Below are 16,346 nucleotides of genomic sequence, written 5' to 3' on the forward strand. Positions count from 1 at the left end.
GCCCTGTTTTTAGTAGGGAAATGGATTTTTATACAGCAGTAATGCGCATTTACTTAGCTTTTCGTATTGCGTATGATTCTCATTCTTTTTATCAGCCTTGGCCGCGCACGCGCATGTCGAAGGCCGTTTATTCCTTAATGGAGTCAAGAATGAAAGCTTTGTTCAGTCCACGTAAAGCCGCCGTTGCGCTCGCTGTTGTCGCGACCTTTAGCCTTGCAGCATGTCAGGCACCGGCGAAAAATGTGGCTTCTCCAGCGGCGACCCCTGTTGCACCGAAGCCTGCCGATACCCAAGTGACGCAGCGCGTACTGGGCGACGGGTTGTACGAAATGGCGGATGCGCCGGAAGCGAAGGCGGTCTATGTCGCCAGCGCCCAGTCATTCAAGGATGTGAACGGCGGCGTGCTCTATCGACTGGATCCGACGACCCTGAAAACAACCGGTGAAACGCATACCGATCTGAAGAACTTCGCAATGGCCTCCGATCCGGACAACGGCGTGTTCTACACTACCAACTCGCTGGACGGCGGCATCTCCAGAGTCGATGCGAAGAGCGGGAAAGTGTTGCAGCGTCTGATGTTCAAAGACAAAGCCAAAGACGGCCAGCCAATTCCAGCGCGTGAAATCTTCCTGCATAAAGGCCTGCTGTATGTCGGCGGCGTGAATGATTCCGGGATTATCTGGGTCGTCGATGCCAAAACCCTGAAGCTGAAAAAGCGTATTTCCAACGCGGGTAAATGGGTCACCGGCATCATCTACTCTTCCGCGACCGATCGCATCTATGCGGCCAACGGCGGCGGCGAAGTGCTGGTTATCAATCCGCACAACGACAAAATCGAGAAGCGTTTGACGCCTGCAGACGGTAAATCCTACCTGTTCCTGAACATGGCGGAAGACCCGGCGACCGGCCGTCTCTTTGTGACTGACGATTCGAAAGCCAAAACCACCGTTGTCTTTGACGAACCGCAGTGGCAAAGTCGTCAAGCGCATTGAAGGTGACGCGCTGGGTATTAAATTCAACCCGACCCGCAACGAGATTTACATCAGTCAGCGCGAATCGAAAAAAGTGTTGCAACTTGATGCCACCACCTACGCCGTGAAAAACAGCTGGTCCTTCGACACCCGTCCAAACAGCCTGCTGGTTTCAGCGGACGGACAGGTGCTGTATGTAACCCTGAAGCAGGATTTCAACAAGGACGATTCGACCAAAGGGCAGGACAGCATCGCGCGTATCGCGTTGAAATAAAGCCGACTATGGCGGCGATACTGCCGTCATTTTATGAGGGGACAAGGAAAGGTCCCCTTACGTATTCGGAAAGTCTGACATTCATCTCGATATCGATATCAGTTATATTGTTACTCACGTCACAAAACATTAGACACAAACATTCGATAGGAAGACGTTGTACATGATTAATCGATATACGTTGGTTGCCTTTACGGCAGCTCTTGCGCTGACTGGATGCGCAAAAATTACCGCCGCCACCTCGGCCGTTGGTTCTACCGCGCACGCAGCCCTGGTGCCTACGCTTCCCGATACCCCCGATTACTCAAGTGGCCCGACCGCCGTTACCGTAACCCACGTCCGCACGCTGGCTGACGATGGTGCACCTATTTTTGTCACCGTCGATGGCAACGATGCCGGTATTCTTGCCGCCGGACAAACCGTGGTGCTGCATTTGCCTGCGGCCAAACACAAGATTGGCGGTTATGCGCGCTCCCTTATCGGGCGCGTGACGATTTCGCCGGTTGAGGTGACGACCACGACCAACACGGTGCAGCACGTCAATTACTCGGTCACCAATGCGGCACCTTCGTTCAAAAAACGTCCCGCTACGCCGGTTGTGACGGTGTCCAACGATCCTGAGCCAGCCGCCGCACCGGCCGCGAAGCCTGCTGCTGCAACGCCTGCGGCAACCACTCCGGCAACGACGCCTGCGAGCACGACGACACCGGTTACCGCACCGGCCGCCGTTGAACCGGCAACGACCGTGCCTTCAGCGCCAGCGACCATTACGACGCCGAGCACGACGACGACACCATCCACAACAACAACGCCGTCAACGACGACCACTACGCCGAGCACAACGACGACGCCGTCAACGAGCACCACCACGACACCGGAGACGACTACCACCCCAAGCCAGTAAGGTGTGAGGTGGACAACAAAAAGTGAAACGGATGCTGCATCGCGAAAGGCTTGCTGTTATACTGTATATAATTACAGTATAGAGGGGTGCATCATGGCTGTTGAAACAAAATTTGTTGTCGTCAGAAAAGGTGAAGAGAAAATGACATTTGCCAGTAAGAAAGAAGCAGACGCCTACGACAAAATGCTGGATATGGCTGAAGCGTTCACCGACTGGCTGTTAGAGAGCAAACTTCAGCTTGATGAAGAACAGGCCGAAAACATGGCGCTTTTCCTCGCCGAGCAGAAAGACGCGGTTCAGCATATCCTGCGTACCAGCAAAGTCCCGGACGCGAACCGCGGCTTCCGCACAGTCCGCTGCCGAGAAAGTGTCTGCTGTCGAAACCGACGAGCCAAAAGCGGATGCAGCCAAGGCCAATGCAGAAGAAAGCGGCAAGAAAATCCGCGCAGTCAAAGCGGCGTGATTCACTCGGCCTTGCTGAAGTAGCTACTCAAGTCAAAAACCCGCCCGCTTACGGCGGGTTTTTTTATGGCTGTTTTAAATGAAGAAAGTGAAAAAGCTAAGCAGGAAAAAATATATCGGCAATTCCCGTTCGCAATTGAACTTTCTTTTCAGGAATAGCTTTTTCTTATAGTTTGCCTGCCTGTCATTGTTATCTCTTATCACGCTAATGTGACGGCAAGATTTCACAACGCTGCGTATTATTGACATAAGATTTACAATACTTTAATTAATCTTAGACCTAATCCTATTAAAATAATTAAATTAGGATTCTTTTTAGCTTTCCGATAATAATATTCATTAACCGACTATATTTATGTGTTACAAAAGGTAGGTAATGATGAGTTCATCGTGCTAATAAAGCACGGGCGTAAAAGGGGCGTTATATGTTGAGAATGTTGATCAAAAGAAAGAAGGCCAGAAACGCACACGGAGGATCGCCGCCTGGCATTGGTATTGGCAACCACTGCAGGCACATTGAATGCTATGGCATTGGGCGCCTTCGGTTTTTTTCCGTCTCACATGACGGGGAACACGTCACAGTTATCTTCTGAAGTTTCCAATACCAATCTAAGCGACGTGATTTTTCTGGCCTCGATCATTTTGGCTTTCGTCATCGGTTCGGTGACCTCGCGTATGCTGGCAATCGGCGGTATTAAAAATAATATCCGCACCATATTTAGCCTGATTCTTTTACTCGAAGGTGTGTTATTAATCTGTACATCGCTTTTCGAAATACTCTTTTTTTCGCATAAAAATAATCAGGAAATCATTATATTTCTCGCCTTCCTGATGGGCGTGCATAATTCAACCTCTACGCAATTATCCAACGGTCGCGTGAGGTCAACACATATCACGGGAACCCTGACGGATATTGGCATCGCGTTTGGTTCTGTCGTTGCGACTATTTTCAGACGCGATCCTTCAAGGCAAATGAAGGCGCAACGCAGTCAGCTGATAACCCATCTGGTGACATTGCTGTCCTTTATGATAGGCGGTATTTCAGGTCTGTTGCTGTACAAGGAGTTCGGCTTTAATTCGATGGCGGCGGTAGGAGTATTTCTGGTGCTGGTGGCCATCAGTTCTATTATCGTTACCATTCTGATGGCTAAAAAACGTCTGTTGCGGCCGCATTATCTGCTGTAGATACGCCAAACAGTAGCGTCGAAAAAGCCGGTTTATTCGCTTGAACCGGCTTTTTCAGGAGAGTGACGCGACGCCTCAGGCGGCTGCGCCTTTTGGTTGAGCAACCAGATGCCCGGCATAAAGGCTGGCCACCCACTTAACGCCTTTCGAAGTGAAACGCGCCTGCGAAAAGGCATGCAGGTTCTCGCCAACACCCGCACGCAGGGTAAAATAGCCCGCCTGCATATAAAGCTGATGCGGTGTCAGCACGCCATTCGCGCGATACATGATATTGCGTTCAAGCAGAAACTCGCGAAACTCCGGTTCTTTGACTTTCAACATCTTGCACAGCTGGCGAAACCCCATCGAGTCTTCAACCTGAACGAAACGGTCAAAGAATTCGGCCTTTGGGCTTGAGAGCGCAAGTTGCTGGTTTCGGCGGCCTGACGCTGCTCGAATTGTTCTGCCCACGCACGCGCTGCCGCTGCCGGATTGGTAAAGTCTGGCAAATGAGCAGTTTTCTCGCGCTCCTGCCAGTTGTCCAGCAACTCTGCCGTAAAGCCGGGTGAGAGGCGCGCAACCGCAAGCAGCGAATCACGTTTGTTCAACCAGTATTCCTGACGCATTTCTCCTTCACGCTCATAAAGGCTGACCGTGACTGGCTGCGAAAGGCGCTGCGCCGTTTCCAGACTTTTAATCAGACGTTTAACTTCGCCGTGAGAAATGCCAATCATGCGGGCAATCTCGCGGCTGCTCATCGTGACCGATTGGTTCAGAGAATTCAGGTGTTCTGTCGAAATCATCATAGGCCTCACCACTTACGCACTTTATCGATACCCTAGCAGGCAGTAGAAATATTATACAACTACCTGTTCAAATATCCAGTACTTTTTTTAAGCAATTCTCTAACGTGAATCGGTAAAAATCAGGCGGTAAAGAGTGAGGAAAAAACGCGGCCAAATGCTGCCTACGATCCGTGAAGCGAAAAATTACGGTGTAGGGAGTTTGCACCGTTTTCACCGCGTTCTGGATGAATAAACCGCGTCTGCCAGCACGATGGCGTTTTAGGGTCTACACTTACCGCTTGATAATTTTTTATACTAAACAACAGGTTAGATGTAACCGGGAGAAGGGAAAATGAAACACGACGACATACTTTCAAATCCGGCGAAAAATAAAGGCACAGCGTTTACTGCGCAGGAGCGAAAAAAATATCGGCTTGAAGGCATGATACCCGGTGCGCAAGAAGACCTTGAACGGCAGATTTCCCGCGTGCTGGAACATTTGTCGGCAAAACCCGATGAGCTTGAGCAGTTTATCTATCTGCAAGAGTTGAGCGACCGCAACCAGACGCTGTTCTATGCCGTCCTGATGCGTGATCCGGCGCGATTCATGCCGATAATCTATGATCCGACCATCGCCGGGGCCTGTCTGACCTATGGGCAGATTTTTCGACAGCCGCAGGGCATGTACCTCAACAAGAACATGAAAGGGCGAATGAAAGAGGTGCTGTCACATTGGCCGGAAAAAGTGCGTTTCATCTGTGTGTCATCCGGCGGGCGTATTCTTGGACTCGGCGATATCGGCCTCAACGGCGCGCCCATTCCGATTGGCAAGCTTCAGCTGTATACCGCCTGTGCCGCCATTGCGCCGCAGGCACTGCTGCCTGTCCATTTTGACATCGGCACCACCAACGAGGCGCTGCGCGCCGATGCGCATTATTTGGGGCTTCGCGAAGCGCCCCGGAAGAGAGTGAAATCGATGCATTGATGGATGAATTCATGCAGGCGGTCAACGAGGTTTTCCCCGGGGTCTGTGTGCATTTTGAAGACTGGAAAGGCAGCGACGCCATTCGCCTGCTGCAACGTTATCGTGAACGTTATTGTGTATTTAATGATGATATTCAGGGTACTGCAGGCGTGGCATTGGCCGGTCTGCTCACCGCGCTGAAAATCAAGGGCGAGCGGCTGGCGGATCAGCGCATACTGGTTCGCCGGTGCGGGGTCTGCGGGTACCGGTATTGCGCAGATACTGGTGCAGGCGATGCAGCAGGAGGGAGTGGACGAGCAGGGCGCACGCGATAGCATTACCCTGTTTGACGTCAACGGCGCTATCAGTGAAAAACGCGATGACCTGAACGATGCGCAGCAACCTTTTGCCAAAAAGCTCTCGACTGCCGACGATTTCCAGAAAATTGTCGAGCAGGTGAAGCCGACTATCCTGATTGGCGTCAGCACCGTCGGCGGTATGTTTAACGAGCAGGTGGTGAAAACCCTCTATAAAACCTGTTCACGGCCGATTATTTTTCCGCTGTCCAACCCGACCGATTGCGCGGAAGCCACGCCGCAACAGCTCTATCAGTGGACCGACGGCAATGCGCTGGTGGCCTGCGGCGTACAGTTTGACGATGTGACGTTTGGCGACAAAACCCTGCATCCGGGTCAGGCCAATAATGTCTATATTTTCCCGGCGCTGGCGCTTGCGGTATATGCGACCCGACCTGAACGTATTACCGATGACCTGTTTATCGCCGCCGCCCACGGCTGTGCCGATCAGGTCACGCAAGGGCAGCGCGAGCAAAGCATGCTCTATCCGCCGCAGAAAAATATTCTCGAGGTGGAAATCACGACCGCCGTGCGAATCGCCGAACATATTTTTGCCAGTGGGGCGGCAACGGTAAAACGCCCTGCGGACGTGCGGGCCTGGATAGAAGGGATGCTCTATCGGCCGGAATACGAAAATGAGGCCGAAAAATAAGGGGTTAAGAGGTAAGTCATGACCTGAGCGATTCATGAGTTCAGGTCATGAGTGTTTTCTGATTACAGCATCTAATCATCCAACTGAAAGCACGCTATGGTTAAAGGATCTCGTTTTCAACACATGCCAAAAAACCTGCCTTTTTTAATCACAAATCGGTTAACACACACCGAATCGACTCAACTCGGGAGTTTTACCATGAAGACTATCGGATTTGCTGCCTACGATACCGAAACGCCACTGGCGCCTTTTGAATTTGAACGACGCGGCCTGCGCCCCAACGATGTCGCGATGGAAATACTCTACTGCGGCGTGTGCCACTCTGATCTGCATACTGCGCGCAATGACTGGGGATGGAGCTACTATCCGATTGTGCCGGGCCACGAGATTGTGGGGCGCGTGACGCAGGTTGGTCCATCCGTATCTGGCTTCAAGGTCGGCGATCACGTCGCGGTGGGTTGTATGGTCGACAGCTGTCAGGAGTGCGATCAGTGTAAAAAAGGAGAAGAGCAGCTCTGCCGCGAAGGCATGACCGGCACTTACGCAGGCTATGATCGCGTCACCAAAGAGCCGACGCAGGGCGGTTACTCCAAGCATCTGGTCGTGCGCGAAGAGTTTTGCCTGAGTGTGTCGGACAAGCTGGATCTCGCCAAAGCCGCGCCGCTGCTCTGCGCCGGGATAACCACGTGGTCACCGCTCAAGACCTGGAATGTTGGCGCCGGTAGCCGCGTTGGCGTGATTGGTCTGGGGGGATTGGGTCATATGGCGGTCAAACTGGCGGTCGGGCTGGGCGCAGATGTCACCGTCATCAGCCGTACCAAGGATAAAGAAGCGGATGCACTGGCGCTGGGCGCAAACCGTCTGCTGGCCTCGAGCGACAGCGACGCGATGAGCGATGCGGCGAACCATTTTGATTTGATAATCGATACCGTGCCGGTGAAACATGACTTGATGCCTTATCTGGCGCTGCTGGATGTCGATGCGACGCTGGTTCTGGTCGGCCAGGTAGGGCCGCTGGATGAGATAAGCACGGTACCGCTATTGATGGGGCGTCGTCGCGTGGCGGGTTCGCCTATCGGCGGGATCAAGGAGACGCAGGAGCTGCTGGATTTCTGCGCCGAGAAAAACATTCTGCCGGACTGCGAGATGATCCGCATGGACGAGATTAACGAAGCCTTTGAAAGAATGGAAAAAGCCGACGTGCGCTATCGCTTTGTGATAGACATGGCATCACTGGCGGCTCCAGCCACCGCGTAATTGCGTTTGCCGCTAAAAACAAAGCCCGCATCTTTCGATGTGGGCTTTTTTACGCCTTGGCATGCAGAGACACGGCTAGCGGGAGCCGAACTTGTCCTGCGCCTTGTTTTTGAGATCGGTCACTTTGTCGTCGGCTTTCTCGATCATCCCCTCATCGGCGCTTTCATCGAGACGGTCGCGCTCGAATGTGGCTTCCTTGGTGCGCGGCGAGGTGCCTGCCGGGGCGATATTGTCGAGCTCTCTGGCAAAGTCGGTATCACTGTGAATACGCGTGGTATCGTCCTCGGCATCGAGGCGAGAGGCTTGACCGACCCCGCCGCTTTTCACGTTATCGGCCGAGGTGCGATCGATATCGACTTCCTGATGACGCACAGAGTCTTTCACCGTTTCAACGCGGTCGGTAATGTCTTTACGCACCACCACTTCTTCTTTCACGTGTGCGGTTTTATTAATGACCGGCTGCTCGTGCGATTCCGCGATTTCCACGGTTTTTTCCGACCAGTCGATACTGTTTGGTGCGCCGGGTTCATTGATGGAACGACGGAAAATATCGGCGTGCTGTTCCTGCAACGAAATATCTTCGGAAACCTCGTCGGTCACCGTATAGCGACGCACGCGGGTCGAGCCTTCACTGACCAGACGCTTGCCGACCTCGAGACGCTCTTCGGCGAGGCGCAGCACATCCGCTTCGGTTTCATCACCGGTGAGCGAGGCGCGCAGAGGCACGGTTTTTTCATCATGATGGGGTCTGTCGACACTGTAGGAATCTTCTACGGGTTCAAGCGCATCCAGCTCTTTTTATCCTCGCTCAGCGGGCGCGAATCGTCGAGGGCAGGCGCGGCGATATCGGCATTGCCATATTGCCTGTCGGCCGGCGAATCCGTGGTCAGATTGCCAAACCCGTGATGCGGCATATCTACCGAGTCATGCGCATCGAGAATGCCCATTGCGCGCGGAAGTTCTTCCTCTTTGGCTTTGAGCGTCAGCACGACGCCGCCGGAATTCATGGCGTTTTCATACACGCCCGCCTGTTCTTCATCGACGGTATCGCCGAACAAACGCTGCCAGAGACTGGGATGACGCGCTTCGTGGCCTTCGGAGCGCAGACGATCTCCCGAGATAATATCTATGTCACTTTCAGAAAATCCGGCCTTGGCAAGATTTCGTTTTGCCCCTTCGGCCTGGGCCACAGTGCTGAACATCGTTACTATCTTTTCATGTGCCATGATTCGTTCCTCGATGATTTGGTTGAACTACATTTACTGCTCCTCTTTATGCACCTTGATCTGTTGCTTTCGCAGGGTGACAACGTCTTCAAAGGGGACCTGCTCGGTCGTCTTGCGAATATGCAGCTCTTCTTTAAGCACCAGCCTGCGAATCACTTCAATTTCCTCTTCTACAACCGGCACAATCAGTACGCCATTTTCTTCACGGATTTCAGGCATTACCTCGATTCGCTGACCTTTGGCCACGTGCGTAATCTCGACCTTCTCACGAGTCAGCAGCATGTTCACCGCTTCATCATGCTCAAGGGTTGAACGGGTCACGCGAACGCGACGGTCGATAATCTCTTCCCGCGTTACCGACAGCTGTTCTTCGGCAAGTTCGATAGCGATTTCATGCGGATCCGGCTTGGAATCGTCGGGTGGTGTCGAGGTCATGGTCGTCTCGTGAAGAAAGACAGTGAATGAAAATAAAATGCTCTAATAAAGCAAACCGATAGAGAAACTGACTGCGTTAATTAGAAAGTCTAGCATACAACCAGTAAAGCGGCGGGTGCGGGCGGAAGTGACGAATCCTGACAGAAACGAAAGAGTGCCAGTCATTGATAACCTTGGGGAATTTATCACCGGCAACATAATTTCCAAATGTTACCGTATCGGGCAAACGTTGACCCTCATGAAGATTCCTTTATAGTAAAAGCACTTTTCTCCTCTTTATGAAACACGATGACTAACAATAATAACCTCTCTGCCTCGGCAGGGCAGGACAGTGAAATGCGCGTGATTAACGTGCTCAAGTCACCGCGACTGATGACGCGTGAATGTCTCGCCGGGGTGGTAACCGCGCTGGCGCTTATCCCCGAAGTGATCTCTTTTTCCGTGATTGCCGGAGTCGATCCCAAAGTCAGCCTGTTTGCTTCGATTGTGCTGTGTCTGACCCTGTCGATTCTGGGTGGCCGTCCGGCGATGGTCACGGCGGCGGCGGGTTCCGTGGCGCTGGTGATTGGCCCGATGGTGCATGCGCACGGCGTGGAATATATTCTGCCTGCCGTGGTGTTGGGCGGCGTGGTGCAGATCCTCTTTGGCCTGACCGGACTGTCGCGCATGATGCGCTATATTCCGCGATCCGTGATGATAGGCTTCGTCAATGCGCTCGGGATCCTGATTTTCTTCGCCCAGGTGCCGCACGTATGGGGACAATCCTCGCTGGTGTGGGTGATGTTCGCGATAACGCTGCTCATTGTTCTGCTGCTGCCGAAAGTGCTCAAAAGCGTGCCGTCGCCGCTTATCGCCATTATTGTGGTTACGGGCATCGCGCTGTTTATGGGTTACCGTATGCCGAATGTTGGCGATGAAGGCCCAATGACGCCGGGCTTGCCGGGGTTGACGCAGCTTCTGGTGCCCATCAGTTGGCAGACCTTGCAGATTGTCTGGCCCACGGCGCTGAGCATCGCCTTTGTCGGATTGATGGAGTCACTGCTGACCGCCAAGCTGGTAGATGACATTACCGACACGCCTTCGAGCAAACGCCGCGAATCCTGGGGACTCGGCGTGGCCAATATTTTTGCCGGTTTTTATGGCGGCATTGCGGGTTGTGCAATGATTGGCCAGACCATCGTCAACGTCGAACTGGGCAAGGCGCGCAGCCGCGTCTCGACCGTCGCCGCCGCCCTGGTACTGTTGCTGCTGGTCACCGGCCTGAGCAAACTGCTGGCGCAGATTCCAATGGTGGTGCTGGCTGGCATCATGATGGTGGTGGCCGTGAAAACCGTTAACTGGCACAGCCTGCAACCGGCAACGCTGAAACGTATGCCGTGGTCAGAAACGCTGGTTATGGTGCTGACCGTGGCGATGACCGTCTGGACCAGCAATCTGGCGCTGGGCGTGCTGGCGGGCGTGATCGTGGCGATGATGCTGTTCGCCCGCCGCATTGCCCACGTGATCCACGCCGAGCGTGTGCTTGATGAAGAGGGCGACAGCGTGCGCTATACCGTGCGCGGCCCGCTGTTTTTTGCCAGCAGCAACGATCTGTTTGAACATTTCGATTACGCGCATGATCCCAGGCTTGTTGTCATCGACCTGACCCACGCGCAGATTTGGGATGCTTCGAGCGTTGCCGCGCTGGACGGCATCGTCTACCGCTATCAACGTTACGGCTGTGAAGTGAAGATTGAAGGACTGGATGTGCGCAGCAGCGATTTTCACCGCCGGTTGACCGGCAATCTGGGCTAAACGTAAAAAAACCCGATCCGCTGTGCAGGGGATCGGGTTTTCAGGCTTTCACGTCTATTCGCGCGTGGTTGCCGTTTCTGCGGCTGGCGCTTCTTTGCTTTTGTTGCTCGAATAGATAAAGAACAGGGCGATACCCAGACAAACTACTGCGCCAAGACGCGTCGTCGAGAAGTGAATCGCGTCGTTACCCAGCCAGCCAAAGTTGTCGATAAGCATGCTCATCGCCAGCTGTCCGAAGATAACTGCCACCGTTGCCACCGCCGCGCCGATGCGCTGTACCGCCAGCACCATAATCACGATGTAGGGCACGCCGCACAATGCGCCGAGCAGCTGCCATTTCGGCACATCAAGCAGAGTCAGCGCATGCTTAGGTTCGAAGAAGAAGATAAGCAGCGCGGTGACCAGTGCGCCAATCGAGAACGTCAGAAACGCGCAGCGGAACACGCCGACCTTGCTGCCGAGCTGGCCGTTTATCGCCGCCTGAATACTCAGAAACGCGCCGCCGACCACGGCCAAAATAATCATCAGTATTGTCATAATAATTCCTTAGCCTCTTGCCACAAGAACCAGTGCGGCAATGATAAAAATTAGCGCGATGATGCGCTTGTTATCAATTTTGCGGTGCGCGGTGCCGAACAGCCCATAATGGTCAATCACCAGACTTTTGAATACCTGACCGGCCAGAATTCCTATCATGGTCATCGCAATCCCGATGCTGGGGACGGCAATCGTTAAAATCACCACATAAACCGGACCCAGAATGCCGCCAAGAAGCTGCCAGCCTGGCTGGGCGAAGAATGACGGACTGTTGCGCGGACTGAAAAACAGCATCAGCAGGAAAGTCAGCGCAGCGCCCACGCCAAAAATGCTGAATGTGGCCCACAAATCCCCGACTTCACTGCCCAAAGGCCCCAGTAACCCTGCTTCAACGGATAATCCCATCCCGCCCGCTACGACGAGTAAAATAAATAAAAGCTGCATAAAACAGTCTCCAATGTGTTTAGGGGCGCATCATATAGCAGTCGTGGATGATGAAAAACGGTATAATCTAGGAAACACTTTTGCAGGAATCGACATAATGCAGGATGTCAGCACCATAAATTTTCGTGCCTTGCTGTTTTTTATCGGCGTTTTCGATGCGCAGAGTTTTTCCGTGGTGGCGCGGCGCGAAGGTGTTTCCGCTTCGATGGTGTCGCGCGTCATTCTGCAACTTGAAGATACGCTGGGCCAGCAGCTGTTTTATCGCAATACGCGCGCAGTGATCCCGACCGAGGCAGGGCGGCTGTTTATCGACTCTGCGCGCGCGATGACCGAGCAGTTGAGCGAGGCGCGCAAGCAGCTGCAAGACCGCTCGCTCGAACCGTCCGGCCTGATTCGCATCAACGCGCCCGTGTTTTTTGGCCAGCGGCACATTGCGCCGTGGCTGACCGGTCTGTCAACGCGTTACCCAAAACTTTCCATTGAATTGACGCAAACCGATGACTATATCGATCCGCATCGCGATGCCTCCGACGTGATTTTTCGCATCGGCACCCTGACCGACTCCTCGTTTCACGCACGCGTGTTCGGCACCCAGCGTTATCATCTCGTGGCCTCGCCGAACTACGTGAGGGAGCACGGCGCGCCAACGACACCCAGTGAAATCTCGCAGCACCGCAGTCTGGTTTACCGCGGTTCATCCGGCCCGAATCGCTGGCTTTTCAGAAAGCCCGGCGCAAGCTGGACCCATCTTCCCGTCGCCGCACTGCTGACGTCCAACAATGCCGAGTCGCTTCTCACCGCAGGGCTGGGCGGAATGGGCATCATGCTCTTTCCCGACTGGCTGATAGGCGACAGCATCAAAAAAGGGTGTCTGGTGCGGGTCATGACCGATTTCGAGGCGGCCATCAAGACCGAAGCGCAGCACATTGCGGCCATCTATCCCAACGCCCGTCATCCTCCGCTCAACATGAGAGCCGTAATCGACTATTTTGTCGAGGTCTATGGGTCGCCCATGTACTGGCAGTTTGATTGAACTCTTGGAGTGAGAAGACGGGAAATGCCAGTCTGACCCGGTTTTTCGAAAAGTCGTGTCGCTTGTCTATACTTTCTTATTCTCTGGAATATCAATAAGGAAGAACGATGCGATTAAAAGTGATGTTATTAGGTGCATTGGCAGTTTCTTCATGGGCAGTAACGAATGTTGCAATGGCCGATGCTAAACCCGAAATTATTGGCAGGCTGGACAAACCGGTTCCCGATCCTTCGGGAATAGCGGTGAGTTCCAGCAATCGGGTATTTCTAGGATTCCCTCGTCACGCCGATAATCATTCCTGGTATGCGCTGGGAGAGCTGAAAAATAACAAGGTCACGCCTTATCCCGATAATATTCTGGGCAGCACGCAAAAAGGGCATTATGCAGACTGGCTGGTTTCGCCGCACGGCATGTATATCGACAAAAACGATGTGCTGTGGGTACTGGACGACGGCAAGCGGGCGGGCGAAAGCGAAATTCCCGAAGGCGCTGCAAAGGTCATTGGAATCGATACCAAAACCAATAAAGTGGTTCATAAGGTGATAATTCGCAAACCGGTGCTCAATTCCGGTTCGCATTATAACGATCTGCGGGTCGATCTTTCGCATGGTGCCGAGGGCACAATCTATATCGCCAACTCCGGCTTCAAAGAGCATTTTTCGCTGGTGGTCATGGATATTGCGACAGGGAACCAGAAAGAAGTGCTGGTGAACCATTATTCCACTTCGCCAGAACCAGGCTTTGTGGCTTTTCTTGAAGGCAAACCGCACAAATATGATTTCAATAACCAGACCTTCCCACTGGGGGCGCAGACGGTATTTCAATCAGCCCCGATAATAAGACGCTTTACTGGACGGCACTCAGCGGCCGTAATTTGTACAGCATTCCCACTGCGATATTAAGCGACTTTTCTCAGTCCGAAACCAGCCTGGAAAAAAACGTTAAATTCGAAGGCCAGCATCCCGCCAATGATGGTTTGGCCGAAGACGAAAATGGCAATATCTATTTTGGTGCCTTTGAACAGGAATCATTGGTAAAACGCGACAAGCAGGGGAATTACACGCTTATTGCCCATGATGAAAAGAATTTCGGCTGGCCAGACGGTCTGGCGTATAAAAATCATTATCTGTACGTCACGCTGGGTCAGTGGAACCGTCTGGCGGATATGAACGGCGGCAAGGATCTGCGTAAGCCACCGTATCTGGTGATGCGGGTTAATGTCGATTAAAGGCGGTTATCGAAAAACGATGTAATTTAGTTTTGAATCCGTAGAGGATGCATGCTTTACCCTCTACGGACAGTTAACCCTGTAATTTCTGCGCGCAAACACCTGCCCGCAAAGAGTGTGATTAAAGAAAATCCTGCCGCTGCGGCGTAAAAGTATCCAGCAATACGCCTTTCTCCAGACAGAGACACCCATGCATCACATTTGGGGCTTTATAAAGCGTATCTCCTGCCTGCACTTCGCGGGTTTCATCACCAATCGTGAATGTAAATCGGCCACTCAGCACATAAGTCAGCTGCTCGTGCACATGATTGTGCATCGGCCCGACCGCGCCTTGCTCAAAAGACACTTCGACCGCCATCAGGGATCCCTTGTGCGCCAGAACCACGACGACTTACGCCGTCACCCAAATCTTGTAAGGGGCACTCTTTCTTGTAAATGAACACGGTTTATTCCTCACCTAATGACGTTAATAAAGACTGCGGTATTTCAGCAAGATAGAGCGCCGTTAGCCCTTCATAATCGCTGGTAAACAAGACGTGGCGATCGTCAGGCGAGAAAGAAGGGTGTGGATGAGTGACCTGACGATCGCCATCAAGCACCTGCCAGGAACTGTTATGGGCTGCCAGCGGCGCAAAGCGGCGCGTTTTCGTATCAAAAATGTATAACCACGGATCATTTTCAATGCGATGGCTGGCGGTGTCTTTGACATCCATCGGCGTGCCGGAACCGTCTCCGACCAAAAGCGTGCCATTTTCGTTACTCATTAGATGCGAACAGGCCGGCATGGTCATCAGGCTGCTGTCTTCGCCTGTTTCGGGGTCATAGCGGCGAATATACCGCGCATGATGGCCTTTCAGATAAGAGACATAGAGGAGGGCAGAGCCATCGGGCACCCAAAATTCATGGGTGCAACTTTCGCCCGCCGCATGTTCCTTCACTTTGCGAACCCGGCTTCCGTCTTCATTCACCAGCCACATGCGCGCATCGACGAGGTCATGCGGGCCTTCATGACAAAACGCCACCGTCTTATCGTCGAAAGGACGATAGATGGGATGCCCGATCCACTGATTTTCCTGATGAATAACCCGAGATTTCCCATTAAGCAAGTCTACGCACGTCAGCCGACAGTGCGGATTGCTGTGATAAAAGTCCTGAAATATCTTCCAGTCGGAAAGCGCAACCCAGTCTTTGGCAAGAATTTCAATGCCGACCAGACGTGTGCATTCACTGTTCGCCACCCAGGTTCCATAACCTACCCAGTCGTGCGGCACCTGATAAATGGTTTCTTCGCTGAAATCCGCCAGTGAAACCCGGCACAGACTGCGCTCGTGTTTAACGTAATAAAGATAACGATCGTCGGGCGACAGGAACCCGCCAAAGGTATTGTCACCCGCGCCCTCCGTAAGTTGCACCGCTTTTTGAGCGCCTATATCGAGGAGGTAGTAGTTTCGGTGACCGTCGAACTCGCCCGCAAAAAGCAGTCGATTGCCATCGCGGGTAAAGCATTTCTGATAGAAATAGTTACGATGACACACTACATCGGGAGGCGTTAACCGCGTGACATGGGCACCGGTCTGCGCATCCTGCACCGTTTTAAAGTTGAATTGAATCTGTGTGCCTTTGGCCATGACTCACCTCATGATGAACAATAAATCACTGCTGACGGAGATGAAATAATTGAAACATCATTTCAATTATTTAAAAACCACTTATTGCATCTTGCAGGTTCAAGAAGGGGGATTTTTGAGCGAAATGTAATCCCGGTCACAAAAAATGCGCCTTGTGCGAGCCACTAACGAGATTTCCAATAAGCAAAGCTTAAGTTTTCAGTTGAGTTTTATGTTTGACCACAAGCCCAAT

At 52.8% G+C, this 16,346-nt stretch carries 14 protein-coding genes and 6 pseudogenes; 12 read left to right on the plus strand and 8 right to left on the minus strand.

Annotated features, from left to right (window positions below; translation table 11 throughout):
- Window positions 1-149: 149 nt before the first annotated feature.
- The 4 genes and pseudogenes from O1V66_RS02380 (at window position 150) to O1V66_RS02395 (ending at window position 3,796) form a co-directional block, all read left to right on the plus strand.
- A pseudogene (locus tag O1V66_RS02380) lies at window positions 150-1,245 on the plus strand (YncE family protein).
- 163 nt (window positions 1,246-1,408) lie between these two features.
- A complete protein-coding gene (locus tag O1V66_RS02385) occupies window positions 1,409-2,149 on the plus strand; it encodes a hypothetical protein (RefSeq protein ID WP_045047333.1) in 741 nt (246 codons plus the stop codon).
- Window positions 2,150-2,242: 93 nt separating this feature from the next.
- A pseudogene (locus tag O1V66_RS02390) lies at window positions 2,243-2,612 on the plus strand (YebG family protein).
- A gap of 424 nt (window positions 2,613-3,036) precedes the next feature.
- Window positions 3,037-3,796, plus strand: a pseudogene (locus O1V66_RS02395) (YoaK family protein).
- A gap of 75 nt (window positions 3,797-3,871) precedes the next feature.
- Here the strand turns inward: O1V66_RS02395 and O1V66_RS02400 are convergent.
- Window positions 3,872-4,581: pseudogene (locus O1V66_RS02400) on the minus strand (phage antirepressor KilAC domain-containing protein).
- Between the two features lie 586 nt (window positions 4,582-5,167).
- Between O1V66_RS02400 and O1V66_RS02405 the strand changes: the two are divergent.
- The 4 genes and pseudogenes from O1V66_RS02405 to O1V66_RS02420 form a co-directional block, all read left to right on the plus strand.
- A pseudogene (locus tag O1V66_RS02405) lies at window positions 5,168-5,589 on the plus strand (NAD-dependent malic enzyme); the annotation flags it as partial.
- 3 nt (window positions 5,590-5,592) lie between these two features.
- The gene (locus O1V66_RS02410) at window positions 5,593-5,859 is read left to right on the plus strand and encodes a malic enzyme-like NAD(P)-binding protein (RefSeq protein ID WP_269128322.1); all 267 of its coding nucleotides are present in this window, start codon (window positions 5,593-5,595) and stop codon (window positions 5,857-5,859) included.
- Window positions 5,819-6,532, plus strand: a complete 714-nt coding sequence (locus tag O1V66_RS02415; protein WP_269128061.1) for a malic enzyme-like NAD(P)-binding protein — start codon at window positions 5,819-5,821, stop codon at window positions 6,530-6,532. The genes O1V66_RS02410 and O1V66_RS02415 overlap by 41 nt, the downstream gene beginning before the upstream one ends.
- Window positions 6,533-6,730: 198 nt before the next feature.
- Entirely contained in the window at window positions 6,731-7,789 is a 1,059-nt protein-coding gene (locus O1V66_RS02420; protein ID WP_045047328.1) for an NAD(P)-dependent alcohol dehydrogenase, read from the plus strand.
- Window positions 7,790-7,864: 75 nt separating this feature from the next.
- Here the strand turns inward: O1V66_RS02420 and O1V66_RS02425 are convergent, their stop codons facing one another.
- The 3 genes from O1V66_RS02425 to O1V66_RS02435 are packed head-to-tail and all read right to left on the minus strand — an operon-like array spanning window position 7,865 to window position 9,450.
- A complete protein-coding gene (locus O1V66_RS02425; RefSeq protein ID WP_269128062.1) occupies window positions 7,865-8,515 on the minus strand; it encodes a YsnF/AvaK domain-containing protein in 651 nt (216 codons plus the stop codon).
- Between the two features lie 44 nt (window positions 8,516-8,559).
- Window positions 8,560-9,015 carry a hypothetical protein gene (locus O1V66_RS02430; protein WP_269128063.1) on the minus strand — a complete coding sequence of 152 codons (456 nt, stop codon included), beginning with the start codon at window positions 9,013-9,015 and terminating at the stop codon, window positions 8,560-8,562.
- Window positions 9,016-9,048: 33 nt separating this feature from the next.
- Entirely contained in the window at window positions 9,049-9,450 is a 402-nt protein-coding gene (locus tag O1V66_RS02435; protein ID WP_045047326.1) for a DUF2382 domain-containing protein, read from the minus strand.
- A 288-nt stretch (window positions 9,451-9,738) separates the two neighbouring features.
- Here O1V66_RS02435 and O1V66_RS02440 point away from each other — a divergent pair, with 288 nt between their 5' ends.
- Window positions 9,739-11,244: a SulP family inorganic anion transporter gene (locus O1V66_RS02440; RefSeq protein ID WP_045047325.1), complete on the plus strand. Its 1,506-nt coding sequence runs from the start codon at window positions 9,739-9,741 to the stop codon at window positions 11,242-11,244.
- Window positions 11,245-11,298: 54 nt separating this feature from the next.
- Here O1V66_RS02440 and O1V66_RS02445 read toward each other — a convergent pair whose 3' ends face one another.
- Both O1V66_RS02445 and O1V66_RS02450 read right to left on the minus strand, forming a co-directional pair.
- A complete protein-coding gene (locus O1V66_RS02445) occupies window positions 11,299-11,781 on the minus strand; it encodes a DMT family transporter (RefSeq protein ID WP_045047324.1) in 483 nt (160 codons plus the stop codon).
- A gap of 9 nt (window positions 11,782-11,790) precedes the next feature.
- Complete coding sequence (locus O1V66_RS02450) at window positions 11,791-12,225, minus strand: DMT family transporter (RefSeq protein WP_045047323.1); 435 nt, start codon at window positions 12,223-12,225, stop codon at window positions 11,791-11,793.
- A 97-nt stretch (window positions 12,226-12,322) separates the two neighbouring features.
- On the opposite strand from O1V66_RS02450, the gene O1V66_RS02455 reads away from it, so the two are divergent.
- From O1V66_RS02455 to O1V66_RS02465, 3 genes are all read left to right on the plus strand, one after another.
- On the plus strand, window positions 12,323-13,258 hold the full coding sequence (locus O1V66_RS02455) for a LysR family transcriptional regulator (protein WP_045047322.1): 936 nt from the start codon (window positions 12,323-12,325) through the stop codon (window positions 13,256-13,258).
- A gap of 173 nt (window positions 13,259-13,431) precedes the next feature.
- Window positions 13,432-14,160 (plus strand): L-dopachrome tautomerase-related protein, encoded by a 729-nt coding sequence (locus O1V66_RS02460; RefSeq protein WP_269128064.1) that lies wholly within the window; start codon window positions 13,432-13,434, stop codon window positions 14,158-14,160.
- Entirely contained in the window at window positions 14,133-14,486 is a 354-nt protein-coding gene (locus tag O1V66_RS02465; protein WP_330873450.1) for an L-dopachrome tautomerase-related protein, read from the plus strand. The genes O1V66_RS02460 and O1V66_RS02465 overlap by 28 nt, the downstream gene beginning before the upstream one ends.
- 121 nt (window positions 14,487-14,607) lie before the next feature.
- Here O1V66_RS02465 and O1V66_RS02470 read toward each other — a convergent pair.
- Together O1V66_RS02470 and O1V66_RS02475 are read right to left on the minus strand one after the other, a co-directional pair.
- Window positions 14,608-14,929 (minus strand): annotated as a pseudogene (locus tag O1V66_RS02470) (cupin domain-containing protein).
- 3 nt (window positions 14,930-14,932) lie between these two features.
- Complete coding sequence (locus O1V66_RS02475) at window positions 14,933-16,114, minus strand: oligogalacturonate lyase family protein (RefSeq protein WP_045047319.1); 1,182 nt, start codon at window positions 16,112-16,114, stop codon at window positions 14,933-14,935.
- Window positions 16,115-16,346 lie beyond the last annotated feature (232 nt).

The sequence above is a fragment of the Rouxiella chamberiensis genome, assembly GCF_026967475.1.
GTDB classification, from domain to species: domain Bacteria; phylum Pseudomonadota; class Gammaproteobacteria; order Enterobacterales; family Enterobacteriaceae; genus Rouxiella; species Rouxiella chamberiensis.

What these genes read in the sequence shown, in the direction of transcription:
- O1V66_RS02385 (WP_045047333.1), top strand. Translation starts at nt 1,409, where the DNA reads ATGATTAATCGATATACGTTGGTTGCCTTTACGGCAGCTCTTGCGCTG.
- O1V66_RS02415 (WP_269128061.1), top strand. Translation starts at nt 5,819, where the DNA reads ATGCAGCAGGAGGGAGTGGACGAGCAGGGCGCACGCGATAGCATTACC.
- O1V66_RS02420 (WP_045047328.1), top strand. Translation starts at nt 6,731, where the DNA reads ATGAAGACTATCGGATTTGCTGCCTACGATACCGAAACGCCACTGGCG.
- O1V66_RS02430 (WP_269128063.1), bottom strand. Translation starts at nt 9,015, where the DNA reads ATGGCACATGAAAAGATAGTAACGATGTTCAGCACTGTGGCCCAGGCC.
- O1V66_RS02435 (WP_045047326.1), bottom strand. Translation starts at nt 9,450, where the DNA reads ATGACCTCGACACCACCCGACGATTCCAAGCCGGATCCGCATGAAATC.
- O1V66_RS02440 (WP_045047325.1), top strand. Translation starts at nt 9,739, where the DNA reads ATGACTAACAATAATAACCTCTCTGCCTCGGCAGGGCAGGACAGTGAA.
- O1V66_RS02445 (WP_045047324.1), bottom strand. Translation starts at nt 11,781, where the DNA reads ATGACAATACTGATGATTATTTTGGCCGTGGTCGGCGGCGCGTTTCTG.
- O1V66_RS02450 (WP_045047323.1), bottom strand. Translation starts at nt 12,225, where the DNA reads ATGCAGCTTTTATTTATTTTACTCGTCGTAGCGGGCGGGATGGGATTA.
- O1V66_RS02455 (WP_045047322.1), top strand. Translation starts at nt 12,323, where the DNA reads ATGCAGGATGTCAGCACCATAAATTTTCGTGCCTTGCTGTTTTTTATC.
- O1V66_RS02460 (WP_269128064.1), top strand. Translation starts at nt 13,432, where the DNA reads ATGGCCGATGCTAAACCCGAAATTATTGGCAGGCTGGACAAACCGGTT.
- O1V66_RS02475 (WP_045047319.1), bottom strand. Translation starts at nt 16,114, where the DNA reads ATGGCCAAAGGCACACAGATTCAATTCAACTTTAAAACGGTGCAGGAT.